The organism is Pseudoflavonifractor phocaeensis (assembly GCF_016901735.1).
Lineage (GTDB): Bacteria > Bacillota > Clostridia > Oscillospirales > Oscillospiraceae > Pseudoflavonifractor_A.
The window spans coordinates 1-17,322 of the sequence record NZ_JACLZC010000007.1; the positions used below are offsets into that span (position 1 = coordinate 1).

A 17,322-nucleotide genomic window follows, 5' to 3' on the forward strand; every position below is an offset into this window, starting at 1 on the left:
GGGGAGTGCGATCCCCTCCCGTCTTGTAGGGGCGACCCTTGTGGTCGCCCGCATCCATGCAGGCATTTTGACGTTTCCTGCACCACCTTCCACTTCTTCGACAGACTGAGCGGCATGGAGCATTCCATGCCGCTTCCGTCTTGTTTGGCGGGATTGTAAGGGGTTACTCCAGCGTCAGGGATTGCGCCCAATCCTTCAGCTCCGCCGGGCTGAGCCGGCCGTTGAGCAGCCGTCCGTCCACGATTCTGGCGCCGGGGGCGCTGGCGCGCAGACCCTCCGCCGATCTGCCCAGGCCGCTTCCGCCGGAGGTGGCGAAGAGGACGATGGTTTTGCCCGAGAAGTCGTAGCGCTCCAGGAAGGTATTGACGATGGCGGGGGCCACATACCACCAGATGGGGAAGCCCAGAAAGATCACGTCGGCGCCGGCCACGGGGGCGTCTCCGTCGGCCAGAGCCGGGCGGGACTGCTTGTCCTTCATTTCCACGCTGCTGCGGGAGCTCTTGTCCATCCAGTTGAGATCCGCGCCGGTATAGGGGACGGCGGGTCTGATCTCATAGAGGTCCGCTCCCGCCGCGCCGGCCAGCGCCTTTGCCGCCTTGGCGGTGGTACCGGTGGCGGAAAAATAAGCGACCAATGCTTTTTTCATAAAAAACGCCTCCTTTTCCCTTATTGTAGCGCCCTTTGTCGGAGATGTAAAATACCGATTTCCTATGGACGGCGATTCTTAAAAAGCATTTTTGACCCGCTCCGGCGCAGAAAGGCGTAAAAATGCTTTTACGCTATTTCTGGTCATCCAAACCAGGCATTAGACAGGGGGAAAAAACCGTCTTACAATAGAGCTGTCCGGAGGAGGACACCTGCATTTTTTCATTTGGAGGCTGCGGTATGACCATAGAGGAGGCAAGCGAGCGCTACGAAATTCCCATGCACATTTTGCGGACATATGAGAGCTGGGGGCTGTGCGGGGCGGTCAAGAAGGTCATGGGGGACTGGCAGTACGACGAGACGGACCTGGAACGGCTGAGCGTCATAATGACGCTGCACGACGTGGGCTTTACCGCTGCGGAGGTGGAGGCCTATATGCGTCTCCTGCTGGAGCGTCCCCACACGGAGGAGCAGCGGCTCCGAATGCTGGAGGTCCGGCGCGCCGCCGCCCTGGATGAGATCCACTTCAAGGAGCGCCAGCTTCAGCGGCTGGACGATCTGCGCTATGAGATTCGGAACAAACAGAGGGAGGTACCAAAGAATGCATGCATTTGAACAGCTCCGCTTACAACTGGCGGAGAAGGACCCGGAGTTTGCGTCCTTCTTCTCCGCCTTTGCCTTTGACGAGGTGATCCGGGAGAGCCGTCTGGACGATAAGACCCGGTTTCTGGCCATTCTGGCGGCCCTGATGGGCTGTCAGGGGGCGGACGCCTTCCGCGCCGCGGTGCCGGAGGCCCTGCGGCACGGCGTGACTCCCGTGGAGTTGAAGGAATTGGTCTATCAGGGGACGGCCTATCTGGGACTGGGCCGTACGCTGCCCTTCCTGCACGCGGCCAACCAGGCGCTGGAGGGGGAAGGGGTGCCGCTTCCGCTGCCGCCCCAGGGAACCACCGCGCCGGAGACCCGGATTGAGGAAGGCAACCAGGTCCAGGTGGACATTTTTGGGGAAGGGATGCGGGGATTCCAAAACAGCGGTCCGGAGGAGAGCCGCCGCGTCAACCGCTGGCTGGCCGGCAACTGCTTTGGCGACTACTATACGAGAGGCGGACTGGACCATGGGCAGCGGGAGCTCATCACCTTCTGCTTTCTGGCCGCCCAGGGGGGCTGTGAGCCCCAGCTGGTGAGCCATGCCGCCGGCAATCTGCGCATCGGCAATGACAAGCGCTTTCTCATCGACGTGGTGTGCCAGTGCTTGCCCTACATCGGCTATCCCCGCAGCCTCAACGCGCTGCGCTGCGTCCATGAGGCCGCCAAAGAAAGGGAATAAGGAGCTGCTTTTATGATTTATAAAAAGTATCAGGGCCAAAAGCTTTCCAATCTGGGCATGGGTTGCATGCGCCTTCCGGTGGTGGGGGGAGCCGACGGGGCGGTGGACCAGTCCGCCGTGGAGGAGATGGTGGCCTGCGCCATGGAGTGGGGCGTCAACTATTACGACACCGCTTGGGGCTACCATGGGGGCCATTCGGAGACGGCCATCGGAACAGCCCTGTCCGCCTATCCCCGTGAAACGTTCTATCTGGCCGACAAGTTCCCCGGCTATGATCTCTCCAACATGGACAAGGCGGCGGAGATTTTTGAAGCGCAGCTGAAAAAGTGCCGGGTGGAGTATTTTGACTTCTATCTCTTCCACAACGTGTGCGAGATGAACATTGACGCCTATCTGGACCCCAAGTACGGCATTCTGGACTACCTGCTGGAGCAGAAGAAGAAGGGCCGCATCCGCCATCTGGGCTTTTCCTGCCACGGCGCCATGCCGGTGCTCAAGCGGTTTTTGGAGGCGTATGGGGCGCATATGGAATTTTGTCAGCTCCAGCTCAATTATGTGGACTGGCGTTTTCAGGGGGGAAAGGAGAAGGTGGAGCTGCTGGAGCGGTACCACATCCCGGTGTGGGTGATGGAGCCGCTCCGGGGCGGACGGCTGGCCCGGCTCAGCGAGAAGGAGCTCGCCATGCTCCAGGCGCTCCGGCCGGAGCGTTCCGCGCCCGCCTGGGCCTTCCGCTTCCTCCAAAGCATTCCAGGCGTGACCGTCATTCTGTCCGGCATGTCCGACCTGGAGCAAATGAAGGACAACCTGGAGACCTTTGAGACGGAAGAGCCCCTGTCTGACGGAGAACAGAAGGCCGTTCTGGCCTTGGGGGAAGAGATGACCAACTCCAAGGCGCTGGCCTGCACCGCCTGCCGGTACTGTACCGCCCACTGTCCCCAGGGGCTGGACATTCCCCATTTGCTGGCGCTGTACAATGAGCACCGGTTCACCGGCGGCGGCTTCATCGCCCCCATGGCCCTCTCGGCCATCCCGGCGGACAAGCGGCCCGGCGCCTGCGTGGGCTGCCGCAGCTGCGAGGCGGTGTGTCCCCAGCAGCTGAAGATCTCGGAGGCCATGGCGGAGTTCAGCGCCATGCTGTAAGGAGGGTTTTTATGAAGTGTATGGACCTGAAAACCTTTGAGCGGGAAAATGTGTTTGGTCTGGGGAAGGAGAACAGCGACTACGCGCGGTTTTTCGTGGGCAATTCCTACCTGAATCCGCTGACGGTACCCGGCCGGTGTCCGGTGTTTCTGGCCAATGTGACCTTTGCGCCGGGGTGCCGCAACAACTGGCACATCCACCACGCCAAGGATGGCGGCGGACAGCTGCTCATCTGTACCGCGGGAGAGGGCTGGTATCAGGAGGCGGGCAAGGCGGCGGTCAGTCTGACGCCCGGCATGGTCATCACCATTCCCGCCGGGGTCAAGCACTGGCACGGCGCCAAGCGGGACAGCTGGTTTGCCCATATTGCCGTGGAGGTGCCGGGAAAAGAGACCTCCAACCAGTGGTTAGAAGCCGTTTCCGACGAGGAATACGCGCAGCTGCACGGATAACGGATAAATGAGATACGGCGGGGACCGGTGCCGTCCGGTGCCCGCCGTTTTTCCGCCCGTCGTTCCCGCGGCGTTTTTGTCTTGTGGAAGGGCGGCGAATATGGTAGGATGGGAAAAAAGAGGTGAAAGAGATGGAGCTTCGGGTATTGCGGTACTTTTTGGCGGTGGCCCGGGAAGAGAACATCACAAAAGCGGCGGCCTTGCTCCACCTGACGCAGCCCACCCTTTCCCGGCAGCTGATGCAGCTGGAGGAGGAGCTGGGGGTGCGGCTTTTCCACCGCAGCCGCTATCATATCGTCCTGACGGACGAGGGGATGCTGCTGCGCCGCCGGGCCCAGGAGCTGGTGGAGCTGGCGGACAAGACCGCCCGGGAATTCCGCCAGGCGCCGGAGCTGCGGGGGGAGATCTCCATCGGCAGCGGAGATTTGGAGGGGATGAGCCTTCTTGCGGAGCTGCTGACCTCCTTCCAGGCCCTTCATCCGCAGGTGACCTATCGGATCTACAGCGGCAACGCGGACAACACGAAGGAGCGCATCGAAGGGGGAATGCTGGACCTGGGCCTGCTGCTGGAGCCGGTGGATATCAGCAAGTATGATTTTATCCGCCTGCCGGTGAAGGAGCAGTGGGGCATCCATGTCCGGGCGGACGACCCCCTGGCGGAGCGGGAGGCCGTCACGGCCCGGGAGCTTGTGGGGGTGCCTCTGATCTTTACGCAGCGGGACCTGGTACAAAAGGAGCTGGAGCGATGGTTCGGACCCTATGGCCGGCAGCTCCAGGTAGCCGCCACCGGAAATTTGCCCTACAATATGGCCCAGCTTGCCAGGGCCGGCATGGGGGCCTTTTTGACGATTAAGCTGCGCTGTGAGTACCAGGGACTCCGCTTTCTGCCGCTCTCTCCGCCGCTGGAGGCGAGCACGGTGCTGGCCTGGAAAAAGACCGAGACCTTTCCGCCGGCCATGGGGGCGCTGCTGGAACACATAAAGCGTGAGATTGACCATAAACGGTGAGGGAAAAACATGGAGCATTCGTGGGGATGCTCCATGCGTTTTTTTGAGCGGGTTACTCTCCAATGGTAGAGGAGGCCGAGGCGAAAAGCGTACCCGATGAATGGTGACGACCCGTGCGGCCCGTGGGGACGAGCGGCGGACACAAAGGGAAAATATAGAATATGCCACATAAAAGATAAAAAGAAATCAGATATTTCATCAAAAAAACCAGCTATATTCCACATGATTAGATAGCCTTTTTTGGAAAGAAGTGTTATAATAAAATTTAACTGAGCTCCGAGGGGAGAACAGGAAAAGTGAGTCGATTTATTTTGTATCATATAGAAGAATTCGTCAGATTGGATGTGAATGATATGCCGGCATCGGCATTGGAAAAAGAGAGCCGCCCACAGCTGACAGGCGGACAACAGATGTACCTCAGATGTAAGAGAGGAATTGATATTTTGCTGTCCGGCGTGGGGCTGGTTGTGCTTTCGCCGGTTTTTCTCGGCGTGGTCATGGCCATCAAGCTGGAGGACGGCTGGAAGGCCCCTGTTTTCTTTGCGCAGAAACGAGTGGGGAACCATAAGACCTATTTTCAGCTGTATAAATTCCGCAGTATGAAGCTGGACACCCCCCATGATATGCCCACCCATCTGCTGCGGGACCCGGAGCAGTACATCACCAAGGTGGGGAAGGTGCTGCGCCGCACCTCGCTGGACGAGCTGCCTCAGATCTGGAACATTCTAAAGGGGGATATGTCGGTGATTGGTCCCCGGCCGGCGCTGTGGAACCAGGAGGACCTGCTGGCCGAGCGGGACAAGTACGGGGCCAATGACGTGCCGCCGGGTCTGACCGGCTGGGCCCAGATCAACGGCCGGGACGAGCTGGAGATCGACGTAAAGGCTCGGTTTGACGGCGAGTATGTGGAGAAGCTCTCCTTCCCCTTTGACGTCAAGTGCTTTTTTGGCACCATTTTCCGCGTTCTCCGCAGCGACGGCGTGGTCGAGGGCGGCACCGGGGCAGGCAAAGAAAACATGGAGCGGTGAGAATGCCCGTGAAGCAAATTTACATCATTGGAAAAAATGGATATATTGGGTCCGCATTTGCGGAATGGCTAAAAAAAGAACCGGAAAAATATACGGTCTATACCATCGCGGCAAGGGAATTCCGGCCGGAGACATTTGACTTTTCCCGGGCGGATGCAGTCATTTTTGCGGCCGGGATCGCGCACCTTTCATCCAAAGAAGGCAAAGAGGCGCCATATATGCCTGTAAATTGTGATCTGGCTGTTGCAAGCGCGCAAAAGGCGAAAAAAGACGGCGTCGGGCAATTCCTTTATCTGAGCTCCATGAGCGTCTACGGGGTTGAAGCGGGAGAAATTGATCGCAGTACCCCGCTTTGTCCCAAAAACGAATACGGACGCTCCAAAAAAATGGCGGAGGAGAAGCTGACGGCGCTGCATTCTACCAGCTTTCGTGTGTGTATTTTGCGCCCGCCCATGGTATACGGTAAGAACTGCCGCGGAAATTATCAGACCCTTCGCCGCATTGCGTGCAGGGTTCCCGTTTTTCCGGCGGTCAAAAATAAGCGCAGTATGATCCATATTGATAACCTCTGTGCCTGGATGCAGTGGGCCATCGATGGACAAAGCGGCACGGTTCTTTTACCGCAGGACCCTTTTTATATCTGTACATCAGACATGGTGCGGCTCATTGCGGCGGCGCACGGCAAACAGAAGGCGATGGTTCCCGGCTTTGGGCGGATTCTGGCCATGCTGCCTGTTTCCGCCGCACGGAAAGCCTTCGGCAGTCTTTACTATGCGCCCAGTACCGATGACCACAGCGTGGTGCGCACCTTGGAAGAGGCCGTCGCCCGGACGGAAGGGAGTGCGGAATGAAAAAGGTGCTCTTTGTGGCCACCGTGGTACAGCTGCACATTGCCCGGTTCCACATTCCCTATCTGAAGTGGTTTCATGAGCAGGGGTGGCAGGTGGACGTGGCGGCAAAAAACGACTATGCACATCCGGAAGAATGTGTGATCCCCTACTGCGACCACTTTTACGATATCCCGTTTGCCCGCAGCCCGTTTGATTCCAGCAACCTTCGGGCTTTTAAGATGCTGAAACAGCGTTTGGATGAGACCCATTATGACATCATCCACTGCCATACGCCCATGGGCGCCGTCATTGCCCGCCTGGCCGCCCGAAAGAGCCGCCGGGCCGGGACCAAGGTTATCTACACGGCCCATGGCTTCCATTTTTACCGTGGCGCTCCCATGAAAAATTGGCTGCTCTACTATCCGGCGGAACGGTTTCTGGCCAGATGGACGGATGTCATCCTGACCATGAATCGGGAGGATGAGCAGGCCGCACACAAATTTCCCTGTCCCCGGATCGAATATGTGCCGGGTGTCGGGATAGATCTCGAGAAATTTTCCAGGCACCAACCCCGCGACGCGGTCAGAGCCGCATTGGGTATCCCGCCGGACGCCGTCTTTATTCTGTCCGTTGGTGAACTCATCGCAAGAAAGAACTATAATGTTGCCATTGAGGCGGTGGCCGCGTTGGACACGCCTGCTGATTTTAGATTTTATATTGCCGGAATCGGAGACAAGGAATCCCAGCTGCGGCAGCATATCGCGGACAAGGGACTGGAGGACAAAATCAAGCTGCTGGGCTTTCGGAGCGATATTCCGGATCTGCTCCACGCGGCGGATGTGTTTTTCTTTCCGTCCTTGCAGGAAGGGCTGCCGGTGGCGGTCATGGAGGCCATGGCCTGCGGTCTGCCCATTGTCTGTTCCCGCATTCGCGGCAATACCGATCTGATCGACGAGGGACTGGGCGGATACCTGGTGGACGCGGCGGATACCGCCGGCTTTACACAGGCATTGACGCAATGTATAACCTCGTCGTCCAATGCCGATATGGCAGCGTATAATCGGGAAAAGATAGTTGGGTTTTCCGAAGAGGCTGTATTGGAGCGCATGGCAAATATCTATCGGACCACAATGAATGGAGCGGTGTAATGCTCAACACGATTACAATTCTCATTTGGATCGCCATCGTCACAGCGGCTGTTTTCCTGGCGGGCACACGGCGACTGGTCACACAATACGGACAAGAGGAGTGCCGCTTCCCCAAAGCGGCGGCCTGGGCCATTGCAATTCCGATTATTGTCTGGGCGGGCACGCGGGGATATGTGGCAGATACGACCCTGTATCGCATCGGATTTCAAGATGCGGCGGACAGTATTTTTGCCATCCCAAGCTATTTGATGTCCCAGCCCCAGGACCCGGGATACGGCGTTTTTCAAATTATTGTCAAATCGATCATTGGAAACAACGATGTCCTTTATTTTACCATCATTGCCGCAATCTGCGCGCTGTGTGTCCTGCTGACCTATCAAAAATACTCCTGCTCCCTGGCCATGAGCGCCTTTTTGTTTGTCGCGTCCTGTGACTGCTACCAGTGGCTCTTTAACGGTATGCGCCAATTCATTCCGGCCGCGGTCCTGTTTGCCGCGATGGGTCTGCTGCTGCGGAAACGATACGTCGCCTTTATCGTCTTGACCCTCCTTGGAGCGACGTTTCACCTTTCCGCGCTGCTGCTCATCCCGGCGGCCTTTCTGGTGCAGGGGAAGGCATTGAACAAAAAAACCTTGCTTTTCTTTGTGGCAATTGCGGCTGCTATCATATTTTTGAATCAATTTACCGATTTTTTGGAGACGGTGCTCAGCAATACCCAGTATGATGATGTCGTATCACAATTTGCCGAGGATGACGGAACAAATATTTTACGGGTGCTTGTCTATGCGGTGCCCGTGGTTCTGGCGCTGATCGGGAAAAGACAGATCGATTATTATGACAGTCCGGTCATCAATCTTTCTGTCAATATGTCGCTTCTTTCTCTGGGATTTTATATTCTTTCCATGTTTACAAGTGGAATTTATGTTGGACGGCTCCCTATTTTCTTTTCTCTGTATAACTATATCCTGCTGCCCTGGGAAATTGAGGCCATTTTTGAGCGCCGCTCCGCAAGATTGGTAAAAGTATTGCTGATTTGCTTCTATATGGCGTTCTGTTATTATCAGATGACTGTCAGCTGGGGCGTCAGTTTGTACTAAAAAGGACTGTATATGAAAATCAGTGTGATCGTTCCTGTCTACAATGCGGAGCAGTATCTGCCGCAGTGTTTGGACAGCCTTCTCCAGCAGACCTATCAGGATCTGGAGATTATATGTGTGGATGACGGCTCCACGGATGCGTCCGGTGAAGTCTTACGGCGATATACGGAAAAGGATCGGAGAGTCAGCGCCTTTTTTCAGCGGAATATGGGGGTATCTCAGGCCAGAAATCTTGCCTTGCGTCATGCGACCGGGGAATACCTGATGTTTGTGGACGGCGATGACTGGCTGGAGCTGAATACCTGTCAATCCGCGGTGGAGGCGATGGAGCGGACCCGGGCGGATGTAGTGATGTGGACGTATATAAGAGAATATGGCAGCCACCGACAGGTAAAGCATATTTTTGATGAGGAAGAGCTGTTGTTTGACGGGGAAGGCTGCCGGGAACTGCATCGCCGGATGATCGGTCTGGTCGGTCGGGAGCTTGCCCATCCGGAGACGGCGGACGCGCTGTGTACGCTCTGGGGGAAGCTGTACCGCCGGTCCATCATTGCCGACCATGACATCCGAGTGCCGGATATTCGGTATTTTGGCACCTATGAAGATGGACTATTTAACTTGAATGCCTTTGCTTTTGTGCAAAAGGCGGTATTCCTCAATCGCCCCTTTTACCATTACAGGCGGGATAATTCCGCCTCCATTACACAATCTTTCAAGAAAGATCTGTTTCAAAAGCAACAGGTCTTGTTTGACTACATGTCAGACTACATAAAGTCCCATCCGGAACTTCCAGATGGACAGGAGGCGCTCAGCAACCGAATCGCGCTGAGCCTGATCAGCCTGGGGCTGAATGAACTGGAAAATCCATCCGGTATGCGGGCGAGATATGCGGGAATAAACGCCATTCTGACAGATCCCAGATGTCACAGCGCCTATGGTACGCTTCCGCTGGGCATATTTCCCATTCACTGGAAAGCGTTTTTTTGGTTTGCCCAAAGAAGATTTACATTTGGTGTCTATTTGCTCTGCTGGTGCATCAATTTTTTGAGAAAATAAAAAGAGAGGATAAGTTATTATGCCGGCTTCTCCTAAGGTTTCCATCATTATGGGCGTGTATAATTGCGAAAAAACACTGCCGGAGGCTATTGATTCCATTTTGAATCAGACCTTTCAGGACTGGGAGTTTGTGATTTGCGACGACTGCTCTACGGATGGCACCTACAAGATACTGGAAGAATACAAAAAACAATATCCGGATAAATTTGTTTTGTTGTCAAACGAAAAAAACAGCCGTTTGGCGGCCAGTCTCAATCATTGTCTGCAATATGCTTCGGGAGAGTATATCGCCCGGATGGATGGCGATGATTTGTCCGTTCCCAGCCGCTTGGAAAAATTGGCCGCTTTTTTAGACGAGCATCAGGAATATCAAGTGGTTGGAAGCCAGATGATGATGTTTGATGAAAACGGGGACATTGGCGTCAAGGGGATACAGGAATTCCCGGATAAGTATACGATGCGTAAAAAGACTCCCTTTACCCATGCCACCATTATGATGAGAAAATACGCCTATGATGCGTTGAATGGATACCGGGTATGCACCGAAACGCGCAGATGCGAGGATGCCGAACTCTGGTTCAGGTTTTTTAAGGAAGGATTCAGCGGTTGCAATCTTCAGGAACCGCTTTACAAGGTCCGTGAAGACCGGAAGGCGTTTCAGCGGCGGAAATTGCGGTACGGGATTGATCTTTTGAAGGTATGCTGGAAAGGCTTCCGGATGCTGGACTATCCGTTTTACTACTACTTTTATCTTATAAAGCCGCTTGTCAGCAGCATCATGCCGTCGTTTGTCATGAAAACATACCATGAGCTAAGGACCAGGAGCGTAGGATAAGTAAAATCTATGAGAAAAAAAGTATTGTTTGTCATCCATGATTTACACCATGGCGGCGCTGAAAAGGTACTGGTCAATCTGGTCAATCATATGGATCAAGAGCGCTTTGCTGTCAGCGTATTGGCTTTGTTTGGAGGGGGCGTCAATGAGCCGTTTCTCTCTCCGGAAGTGCGGCTGCTCCATGGACATAGCCGGTTGATCCCCGGGAACAGCAAAATTATGAAGCTGTTTTCGCCCAAGCAGTTATTTCGGCACTACATCAAGGAAAAATACGATATCATTGTGTCCTATCTGGAGGGACCCAGCGCCAGAATCGTCAGCGGTTGTCCAGATGATGGGACCAAGTTGGTTTCCTGGATTCATATTGAGCAGCACACGATGGAGAAAGCGGCACGTTCGTTTCGCAGTCCAGCGGAGGCGCGCGGCTGCTATGCCCGGTTTGACCGGACGATCTGTGTTGCGAAAAGTGTTGCAGAGGATTTTCAATCCATTTTTTCCTTAAAATCTCCTGTGGATGTTTTGTACAACACGGTGGAAAGCGACGTAATCCAAGCCAAAGCTGGGGAAGAGGTAGAGAAGAAGGAATTCCCGCAAGAGAAGTGGAAGCTTGTGGGGGTGGGAAAGCTGGTGCCGACAAAAGGTTTCGACCGGTTACTGCGCATCCAGAAGCGGCTTTTGGAAGAAGATCATTTGCCGGTGCATACCTATCTGCTGGGAGAAGGCCCTGAGAGAGAGCGCATGGAAAAATGGATCAAAGAAAATGGTCTGTATGGCTCTGTCACTTTTTTGGGTTATCAAACCAACCCATATAAATATATTGCTGCTTGCGATCTCTTTGTGTGCGCGTCTCATGCGGAAGGCTTTTCCACGGCCGCCACGGAGGCCCTGATTGTGGGCACGCCCGTAGTTACCACAAAAGTGTCCGGTATGGAAGAAATGCTGGGTGACAATGAATACGGTATAATTACGGAGAATGAGGAAGAAGCGCTTTATCATGGCATACGGGATATGCTGACCACGCCTGGAAAGCTGGCGCATTATAAAAGTAAGGCAAAGGAACGCGGAAGCTTTTTCAGCACGGGGAAAACAGTCCAAGAAGTAGAGCGTATGTTGGAGGCTTTATAAATTAGGGTGTACAATTCAAATGAATAAGATACATTATTCTGTTATCATACGGACAACTGGACAGGCGGGTGAAAAATACGCTAAGCTATTATCTTGTATTTCTGAACTTCAGCCGGAGCCAGAGGAGATTATTATTGTTTTGCCGGAGGGGACAAAACCGCCGGAAGAACGGTTAGGAAATGAATCTTTTTATTATTGTCCCAAAGGGATGGTACGTCAGCGCCTTTATGGACTTGAGCAATGCCGCACCCCATATGCTCTATTTTGTGATGATGATGTTGCGTTTTCATCTGATTTTGTACAAAAATTGCATAAACCTCTGGCAGATGGGATTGCGCAGCTTTCAGCAGGGCCGCTTTTAAGCTTTTTTCCACAGAGGGGGGCGAAAGCGGTTGCGAGTATGCTTTTAGGGAATACAGCCCCCATGTTTCCATGGCGAAATATGTACGTTCGAATATTACGTTCGACAGGATACTCTTATAACCGAAATATTGATTCTTCGAAATGTATGTACTATCCGTCTGAATCCCTGGCTTGGACATGTTTCTATGCAGAAACTGAGGCTATGCGCCGGATTTGTCTGGAAGAAGAAACATGGTTAGATGCGCATGGTTATGCAGCTATGGATGACCAAACCATGTTCTATAAAGGCCATTTGCGAGGAATTCGTACAGTTGTTGTGGCGAATGCCTTATATGAACATTTGGATGCAAAAACATCTACGAGAGCGCTGCAGAGCAGACCAAATGTAAATTATTCGATGGGATTTAATCGAATGGTTTTTTGGCATCGCTTTTTTCTTAGTCGGCACAGAAATATTTTGGAACGCTTTCTGGATAGAGTTTGCTTCTATTATCAATGTGTTTGTGCGTGTATTTATTCTAGAATCAATGTATATTGCGGTAAAAAAAGGAAAGAAGATCATCAAAAATTTGTATCTGGGATACTGGATGGAGCAGGTTATATAAAGTCACCTGAATATAAAAATTTGCCTCCCGTTAAGGAATGAGAATTATTTATGGACTTGATTTCTGTTATTATTCCCGTCTACAAAACAGAAGCATACTTAAGGCGATGTATCGACAGCGTCTTGGGTCAAACATGGACAAATTTGCAGATTATAGCTGTAGATGATGGCTCTCCGGACAACTCAGGGGTAATCTTGGATGAATATCAAAAGAAAGATCCAAGAATAACTGTAATTCATCAAGAGAACAAAGGAGTCTCAACTGCAAGAAACGCCGGACTTGCAATGGCGACAGGGGATTATATAGGCTTTGTAGACAGTGATGACGCATTGGCTCCTAATATGTATGAGGTGCTGGTAAATCTGGCTAAGGAATATGATGCACCCATTTCACACTGTGGATATCGGCGTATTTCTAAGGACGGAAGTACGAAAGAAATCTCTGGAACTGGTATGTTAATGGTACAAAACAATCAGGAAGCTATGGATTGTCTTTTATCAGGGAGACACTTTGTAGGTTCCCTATGGAATAAGCTTTTTGATAGACGGTTGTTAGATGGGCTCTCCTTCAGAGAAGATCTCAAAATCAATGAGGATTTTTTGATGGCGTATCAGCTATTCAAAAAATCTGAACGTAGCGTATATATTGACCGCTCTCTATATTTAATGTTTGAACGAGAAGGGTCCGCGACTAGCTCTGGAACCAAGCAGGACAAGCGGGAAAAGGATTTGCTTTTTGTTGCAGAGTGGATTGCAAAAGATAGCGCTAATACAAACTTTGAGACAGCAGCCCAAATGAGATACATTGAGATATTGGCAATTGAGTATGCATGGCTTCTTTCCAGCGGTCGGGATGGGGAGCTGTTAAACATACGAAAAAAGCTCGCTGAGACAAATTGGGAAAAATATGATTTTCGCCTAACATTTAAGATTAAGCTTATGATGCTGCTTTACGCTCCAATACTTTATGGTTTAACGAATAAAGTTTACAGAAAAATTTTTAAGAGCAATTGGGATACGGTGTAAAATGGAACATATAGAAGAAATGATAAAACATTTTCTAAAAGAGGGGAATCCATTTTTGCTTTTAAGGCGCCATATGGCTAGAAAAAAGCTTCAAAATAGAGATTTCACTTTAATTACATCCAATTGCATAGGAGGCATTATTTATCATGAACTTGGAGTGAAATTTTACTCTCCGACAGTTAATCTTAGAATTGACTCCGACCAATTTGCAAAATTTGTAATAAAAATAGATTACTACTTAGAGCAGGATTTGAAGTTTATTCCATCTGAAGAGCAATGTCCAGTTGCATTGCTGGATGATATTAGAATCTATTTTACGCATTACAAGACCGCGGAAGAAGCGCGCAAAAAATGGGAAGAACGGAAAAAAAGAATTCGATGGGACAATTTGTTTATCATTTTCAATGATCGGGATGGAATTTCGGATGACGCGATAGAGTCGCTCCGTCAAGTGAAATGCCGTGGTATAGTCATCTTTTCGTCTAAAAGGCGGCCAGAAGTTCCATATGTACTATACATGGACTGCTACAAAGATGAACCGTGTGTGGGAAATATATTGGAGAAAAATCCTTGGACGGGGATGCGGACCTATGAACGATATTTTGATTATGTGAGATGGCTCAACGAGGCAGATGGTTCATTGAATTGCGCGCCGTTTTCAAAAAGGGGACAATAAGGTGACAAATAGAATCAGTGTGGTGATCCCTGTTTATAAAGTGGAACCCTATTTGGACCGGTGCGTACAGTCTATTGTGGAGCAGACATATCCTGATTTGGAAATCATCCTGGTAGACGATGGTTCCCCCGATCATTGTCCCGCCGTGTGCGACGCCTGGGCGAAACGGGACAGCCGCATTAAGGTAATCCACAAGGAAAACGGCGGCTTGTCTGATGCCAGAAATGCGGGCATGGCAGCGGCCACGGGTGAATATATGGTATTCGTCGACAGCGACGACTGGGTGTCTGAATATTACATACAAGCGCTGTACGAGGCGGCCCATTATGCAGACGCTGACATTTGCGAATGTGAAATGATCAAAACCGACGGAGAAGTCCCTTTGGAGGAAGAACCGTGTTTGGAAGAGGCGGTCTGCTATGAGACCGAACAAGCGCTTTCGCTTCTGATGCAGGATAGGGTATTCCACCAATATGTGTGGAATAAAATTTACAGAAGCGCCGTGATAAAGGGAATTGCTTTTCGTAAGGGAAAGACCAATGAGGATGAATTTTGGACCTATCAAATATTCGGACGGGCCAACCGGGTGGTGAAGATCGAAAAGAGGCTGTATTGCTATTTTCAGAGAAGCGGAAGCATCATGAACTCGGGATATAGCCTCAAACGGCTGGACGCACTGGAGGCAAAGTGGGAACGTCAAGCGTATATCGACAGTAACTTTCCCCAACTGGGTGGAATTGCCCGGGTAAGCCTGCTGAATTCCTGCCTGTACAGCGGCCAGATGGCACTGCGGTATATGAAAGGAACGGAACGGGACGAGGCGGTAAATACTGCCCAGCGGTACTTTCGTCAAGGAAAAAAAGAGATTGGGGAGCTGCCCAGCACGATGAAGCAAAAAATATGGCTTTCTTTGGCCGGAATCAGTTTTCCTCTAATATGCAGACTACGAAACCGGTTGCAGATCGGCTTTTGAATCAAACGGAATAGAAGGAGAAAAATGATTGAAAATCACAGTATTTACACCGACTTATAATAGGAAGCATATCATTTTGTCTCTTTATCACTGCTTACAGCAGCAGAGCTTTCATGATTTTGAGTGGCTGGTCATTGACGACGGCTCTACGGACGGCACAGAAGAGCTTTTTGCCGCGCTGCTGGGGGATAAAAACCCATTTCCAATCCGTTACTACAAATTTGAAAACAGCGGTAAACAAAAAGAAATCAATCGGGCGTTGGAGCTGGCCCGGGGAAAATTGTTTTTCATTGTGGACTCAGATGATTTGCTCACGCCCAATGCGTTGGAACTGGTTGACCGGTGGGACGCCGCCATGCCTGCTGACGGGAAATACTGCGGCTTTGCCGGGAGCGACGGCGACGCTCAGGGGCATCCTACCAACCCGATTTTTGAAGCGCCTTATATGGACGCGACTTTTTTCGACAGAGACCCCCATTCAGCCAACTTTATTGGATATGACCGGCCATGGGTCTTGTATACCGATGTCCACCGGGCCTATCCATATCCTGAGTTTGAGGGAGAGACGTTTATTACCGAGGCTGTGGTCTGGAACCGGATGGCGGCGGACGGATACCGGATCAGATGCTTCAACGATGTGATCTATCTCCGGGAGCATCAGGAAATTGGGCTGACCAATAAAATACATGAAATACTGGTCAATAATCCCCAGGGCTACGGCCTCTGGATCAAAGAAATGATCGCTCAATCCAACTACAACTGGAAGCAGCGGTTTGCAAGCTACTATTCTTTTTACTGTGAAATGCGCCACAAGGCGCCGCTGGGAGAAATCGGACGGTATGTCGGCGCGACAAAAATAGAAATGGCAATTGTCGGCGCGGTTTATAAAATAAAACATCCCCTTGGGTGATAAGACCAGTCCTCCGGCACCATACCATCAGGGCAAGTGAATTGAAAAAACGGAATAGCACGGTGAAGCAGATGAAGGTAGTTTTTATTGTGCCCTATTATGGGGCGTTTCCCAATTATTTTGCGTTGTTCCTGAAAACCTGTGCAAAGAATCCGGATTATCATTGGCTGATTGTCTCGGATATAAAAAAGCCCTGTCCCTATCCGGATAATGTACGGCAGTTGGAGCTGACCTGGGATGCGCTGAAGGCGCTGGTGAAGAGCAAATTTGCGTTTCCCGTTTCTTTGGAAAAGCCATATAAGCTGTGTGATTTCAAACCGGCTTACGGATACATCTTTGAACAATATATCAAAGAGTATGATTATTGGGGCCATTGCGATATAGATTTGCTGTTCGGCGATTTGAAGCGCTTCCTGCCATTTGAGAAGATTCAGGAATTTGATAAGATCGGACACCTGGGCCATATGACTCTTTACCGCAATTCGGAGGAGATCAACCGGATGTTTGCCCGTCCGATTGACGGGGTGCTGAGATATCAAGAGGTATTTTCCACAGAAGCGTCCTGTGTTTTTGATGAATGGGACTGGATCAGCATCAACCATCTTTTTTTGCACGGAAAGAAAAAGGTGTGGATGTTTGATTCTTTTTTTGACGTGTACCCCAATGACGACAACTTTAGAAGGGTTGAACGGGAGCGCCCAACAGGAAATCAGTCCTATGGTGCAGACCACGTCGAGAAATGGACCAGCTTTGCCAGCTGGGAAGAGGGAAAAGCCTTTCAGTGGCGGTACAGAAATGGAAGCTGGGACAAAACAGAGGTGGCATACGTTCATTTTCAAAAGCGGAATATGCAGCTTCCGGAAGAGCCGCTTTCTGAAAACATTCTGTGCGTGCCGGATGCTTTTTTGCCGCTGGAGGGAGAAACAATACCAAAGGCGTATTTGCGTAAAGCCAGACTCCATACGCTCCTGAATAAAAAAAGAATACGATGGAATGTAAAAAAACTGCTGTATTGGATCATCGTCAAGACAAGTCCCATCAGACATCCCTTTCGGCGGACGCAGGAGAAGGGGTAAGGGC

General features: G+C 51.5%; 19 protein-coding genes. 18 read left to right on the forward strand and 1 reads right to left on the reverse strand.

The window, feature by feature from the left end; translation table 11 throughout:
* Window positions 1-163: 163 nt before the first annotated feature.
* Window positions 164-646: a flavodoxin gene (locus H7U37_RS02700; protein ID WP_204873402.1), complete on the reverse strand. Its 483-nt coding sequence runs from the start codon at window positions 644-646 to the stop codon at window positions 164-166.
* A gap of 239 nt (window positions 647-885) precedes the next feature.
* Here H7U37_RS02700 and H7U37_RS02705 point away from each other — a divergent pair, with 239 nt between their 5' ends.
* The 18 genes from H7U37_RS02705 (at window position 886) to H7U37_RS02790 (ending at window position 17,318) form a co-directional block, all read left to right on the forward strand.
* Entirely contained in the window at window positions 886-1,260 is a 375-nt protein-coding gene (locus H7U37_RS02705; protein WP_204873404.1) for a MerR family transcriptional regulator, read from the forward strand.
* Window positions 1,247-1,972, forward strand: a complete 726-nt coding sequence (locus H7U37_RS02710; RefSeq protein ID WP_204873406.1) for a carboxymuconolactone decarboxylase family protein — start codon at window positions 1,247-1,249, stop codon at window positions 1,970-1,972. The genes H7U37_RS02705 and H7U37_RS02710 overlap by 14 nt, the downstream gene beginning before the upstream one ends.
* Before the next feature lie 12 nt (window positions 1,973-1,984).
* Window positions 1,985-3,112, forward strand: a complete 1,128-nt coding sequence (locus H7U37_RS02715) for an aldo/keto reductase (protein WP_204873408.1) — start codon at window positions 1,985-1,987, stop codon at window positions 3,110-3,112.
* A gap of 11 nt (window positions 3,113-3,123) precedes the next feature.
* The gene (locus tag H7U37_RS02720) at window positions 3,124-3,564 is read left to right on the forward strand and encodes a cupin domain-containing protein (RefSeq protein WP_204873410.1); all 441 of its coding nucleotides are present in this window, start codon (window positions 3,124-3,126) and stop codon (window positions 3,562-3,564) included.
* Window positions 3,565-3,695: 131 nt separating this feature from the next.
* The gene (locus tag H7U37_RS02725; protein WP_204873412.1) at window positions 3,696-4,571 is read left to right on the forward strand and encodes a LysR family transcriptional regulator; all 876 of its coding nucleotides are present in this window, start codon (window positions 3,696-3,698) and stop codon (window positions 4,569-4,571) included.
* A gap of 410 nt (window positions 4,572-4,981) precedes the next feature.
* The gene (locus H7U37_RS02730; RefSeq protein WP_204873413.1) at window positions 4,982-5,599 is read left to right on the forward strand and encodes a sugar transferase; all 618 of its coding nucleotides are present in this window, start codon (window positions 4,982-4,984) and stop codon (window positions 5,597-5,599) included.
* A gap of 2 nt (window positions 5,600-5,601) precedes the next feature.
* Window positions 5,602-6,450: an NAD-dependent epimerase/dehydratase family protein gene (locus H7U37_RS02735; protein WP_204873414.1), complete on the forward strand. Its 849-nt coding sequence runs from the start codon at window positions 5,602-5,604 to the stop codon at window positions 6,448-6,450.
* Window positions 6,447-7,577 (forward strand): glycosyltransferase family 4 protein, encoded by a 1,131-nt coding sequence (locus tag H7U37_RS02740; RefSeq protein WP_204873415.1) that lies wholly within the window; start codon window positions 6,447-6,449, stop codon window positions 7,575-7,577. Before H7U37_RS02735 ends, H7U37_RS02740 begins: the two co-directional genes overlap by 4 nt.
* Window positions 7,577-8,674, forward strand: coding sequence for an EpsG family protein (locus H7U37_RS02745; protein WP_204873416.1), 1,098 nt, complete (start codon window positions 7,577-7,579; stop codon window positions 8,672-8,674). Before H7U37_RS02740 ends, H7U37_RS02745 begins: the two co-directional genes overlap by 1 nt.
* 12 nt (window positions 8,675-8,686) lie before the next feature.
* A complete protein-coding gene (locus H7U37_RS02750; protein ID WP_204873417.1) occupies window positions 8,687-9,730 on the forward strand; it encodes a glycosyltransferase family 2 protein in 1,044 nt (347 codons plus the stop codon).
* A gap of 19 nt (window positions 9,731-9,749) precedes the next feature.
* On the forward strand, window positions 9,750-10,565 hold the full coding sequence (locus tag H7U37_RS02755; RefSeq protein WP_204873418.1) for a glycosyltransferase family 2 protein: 816 nt from the start codon (window positions 9,750-9,752) through the stop codon (window positions 10,563-10,565).
* Window positions 10,566-10,574: 9 nt separating this feature from the next.
* On the forward strand, window positions 10,575-11,690 hold the full coding sequence (locus tag H7U37_RS02760) for a glycosyltransferase (protein WP_204873419.1): 1,116 nt from the start codon (window positions 10,575-10,577) through the stop codon (window positions 11,688-11,690).
* Window positions 11,691-11,709: 19 nt separating this feature from the next.
* Complete coding sequence (locus tag H7U37_RS02765; protein WP_204873421.1) at window positions 11,710-12,699, forward strand: glycosyltransferase family 2 protein; 990 nt, start codon at window positions 11,710-11,712, stop codon at window positions 12,697-12,699.
* Window positions 12,700-12,708: 9 nt separating this feature from the next.
* Complete coding sequence (locus H7U37_RS02770; protein WP_204873423.1) at window positions 12,709-13,683, forward strand: glycosyltransferase; 975 nt, start codon at window positions 12,709-12,711, stop codon at window positions 13,681-13,683.
* 1 nt (window position 13,684) lies between these two features.
* Window positions 13,685-14,359 carry a DUF1919 domain-containing protein gene (locus tag H7U37_RS02775; protein WP_204873425.1) on the forward strand — a complete coding sequence of 225 codons (675 nt, stop codon included), beginning with the start codon at window positions 13,685-13,687 and terminating at the stop codon, window positions 14,357-14,359.
* Between the two features lie 22 nt (window positions 14,360-14,381).
* Window positions 14,382-15,332, forward strand: coding sequence for a glycosyltransferase family 2 protein (locus H7U37_RS02780; RefSeq protein WP_338049753.1), 951 nt, complete (start codon window positions 14,382-14,384; stop codon window positions 15,330-15,332).
* Window positions 15,333-15,360: 28 nt separating this feature from the next.
* On the forward strand, window positions 15,361-16,242 hold the full coding sequence (locus tag H7U37_RS02785; RefSeq protein WP_204873429.1) for a glycosyltransferase family 2 protein: 882 nt from the start codon (window positions 15,361-15,363) through the stop codon (window positions 16,240-16,242).
* A gap of 71 nt (window positions 16,243-16,313) precedes the next feature.
* A complete protein-coding gene (locus tag H7U37_RS02790) occupies window positions 16,314-17,318 on the forward strand; it encodes a DUF6625 family protein (RefSeq protein WP_338049754.1) in 1,005 nt (334 codons plus the stop codon).
* Window positions 17,319-17,322: the final 4 nt, after the last annotated feature.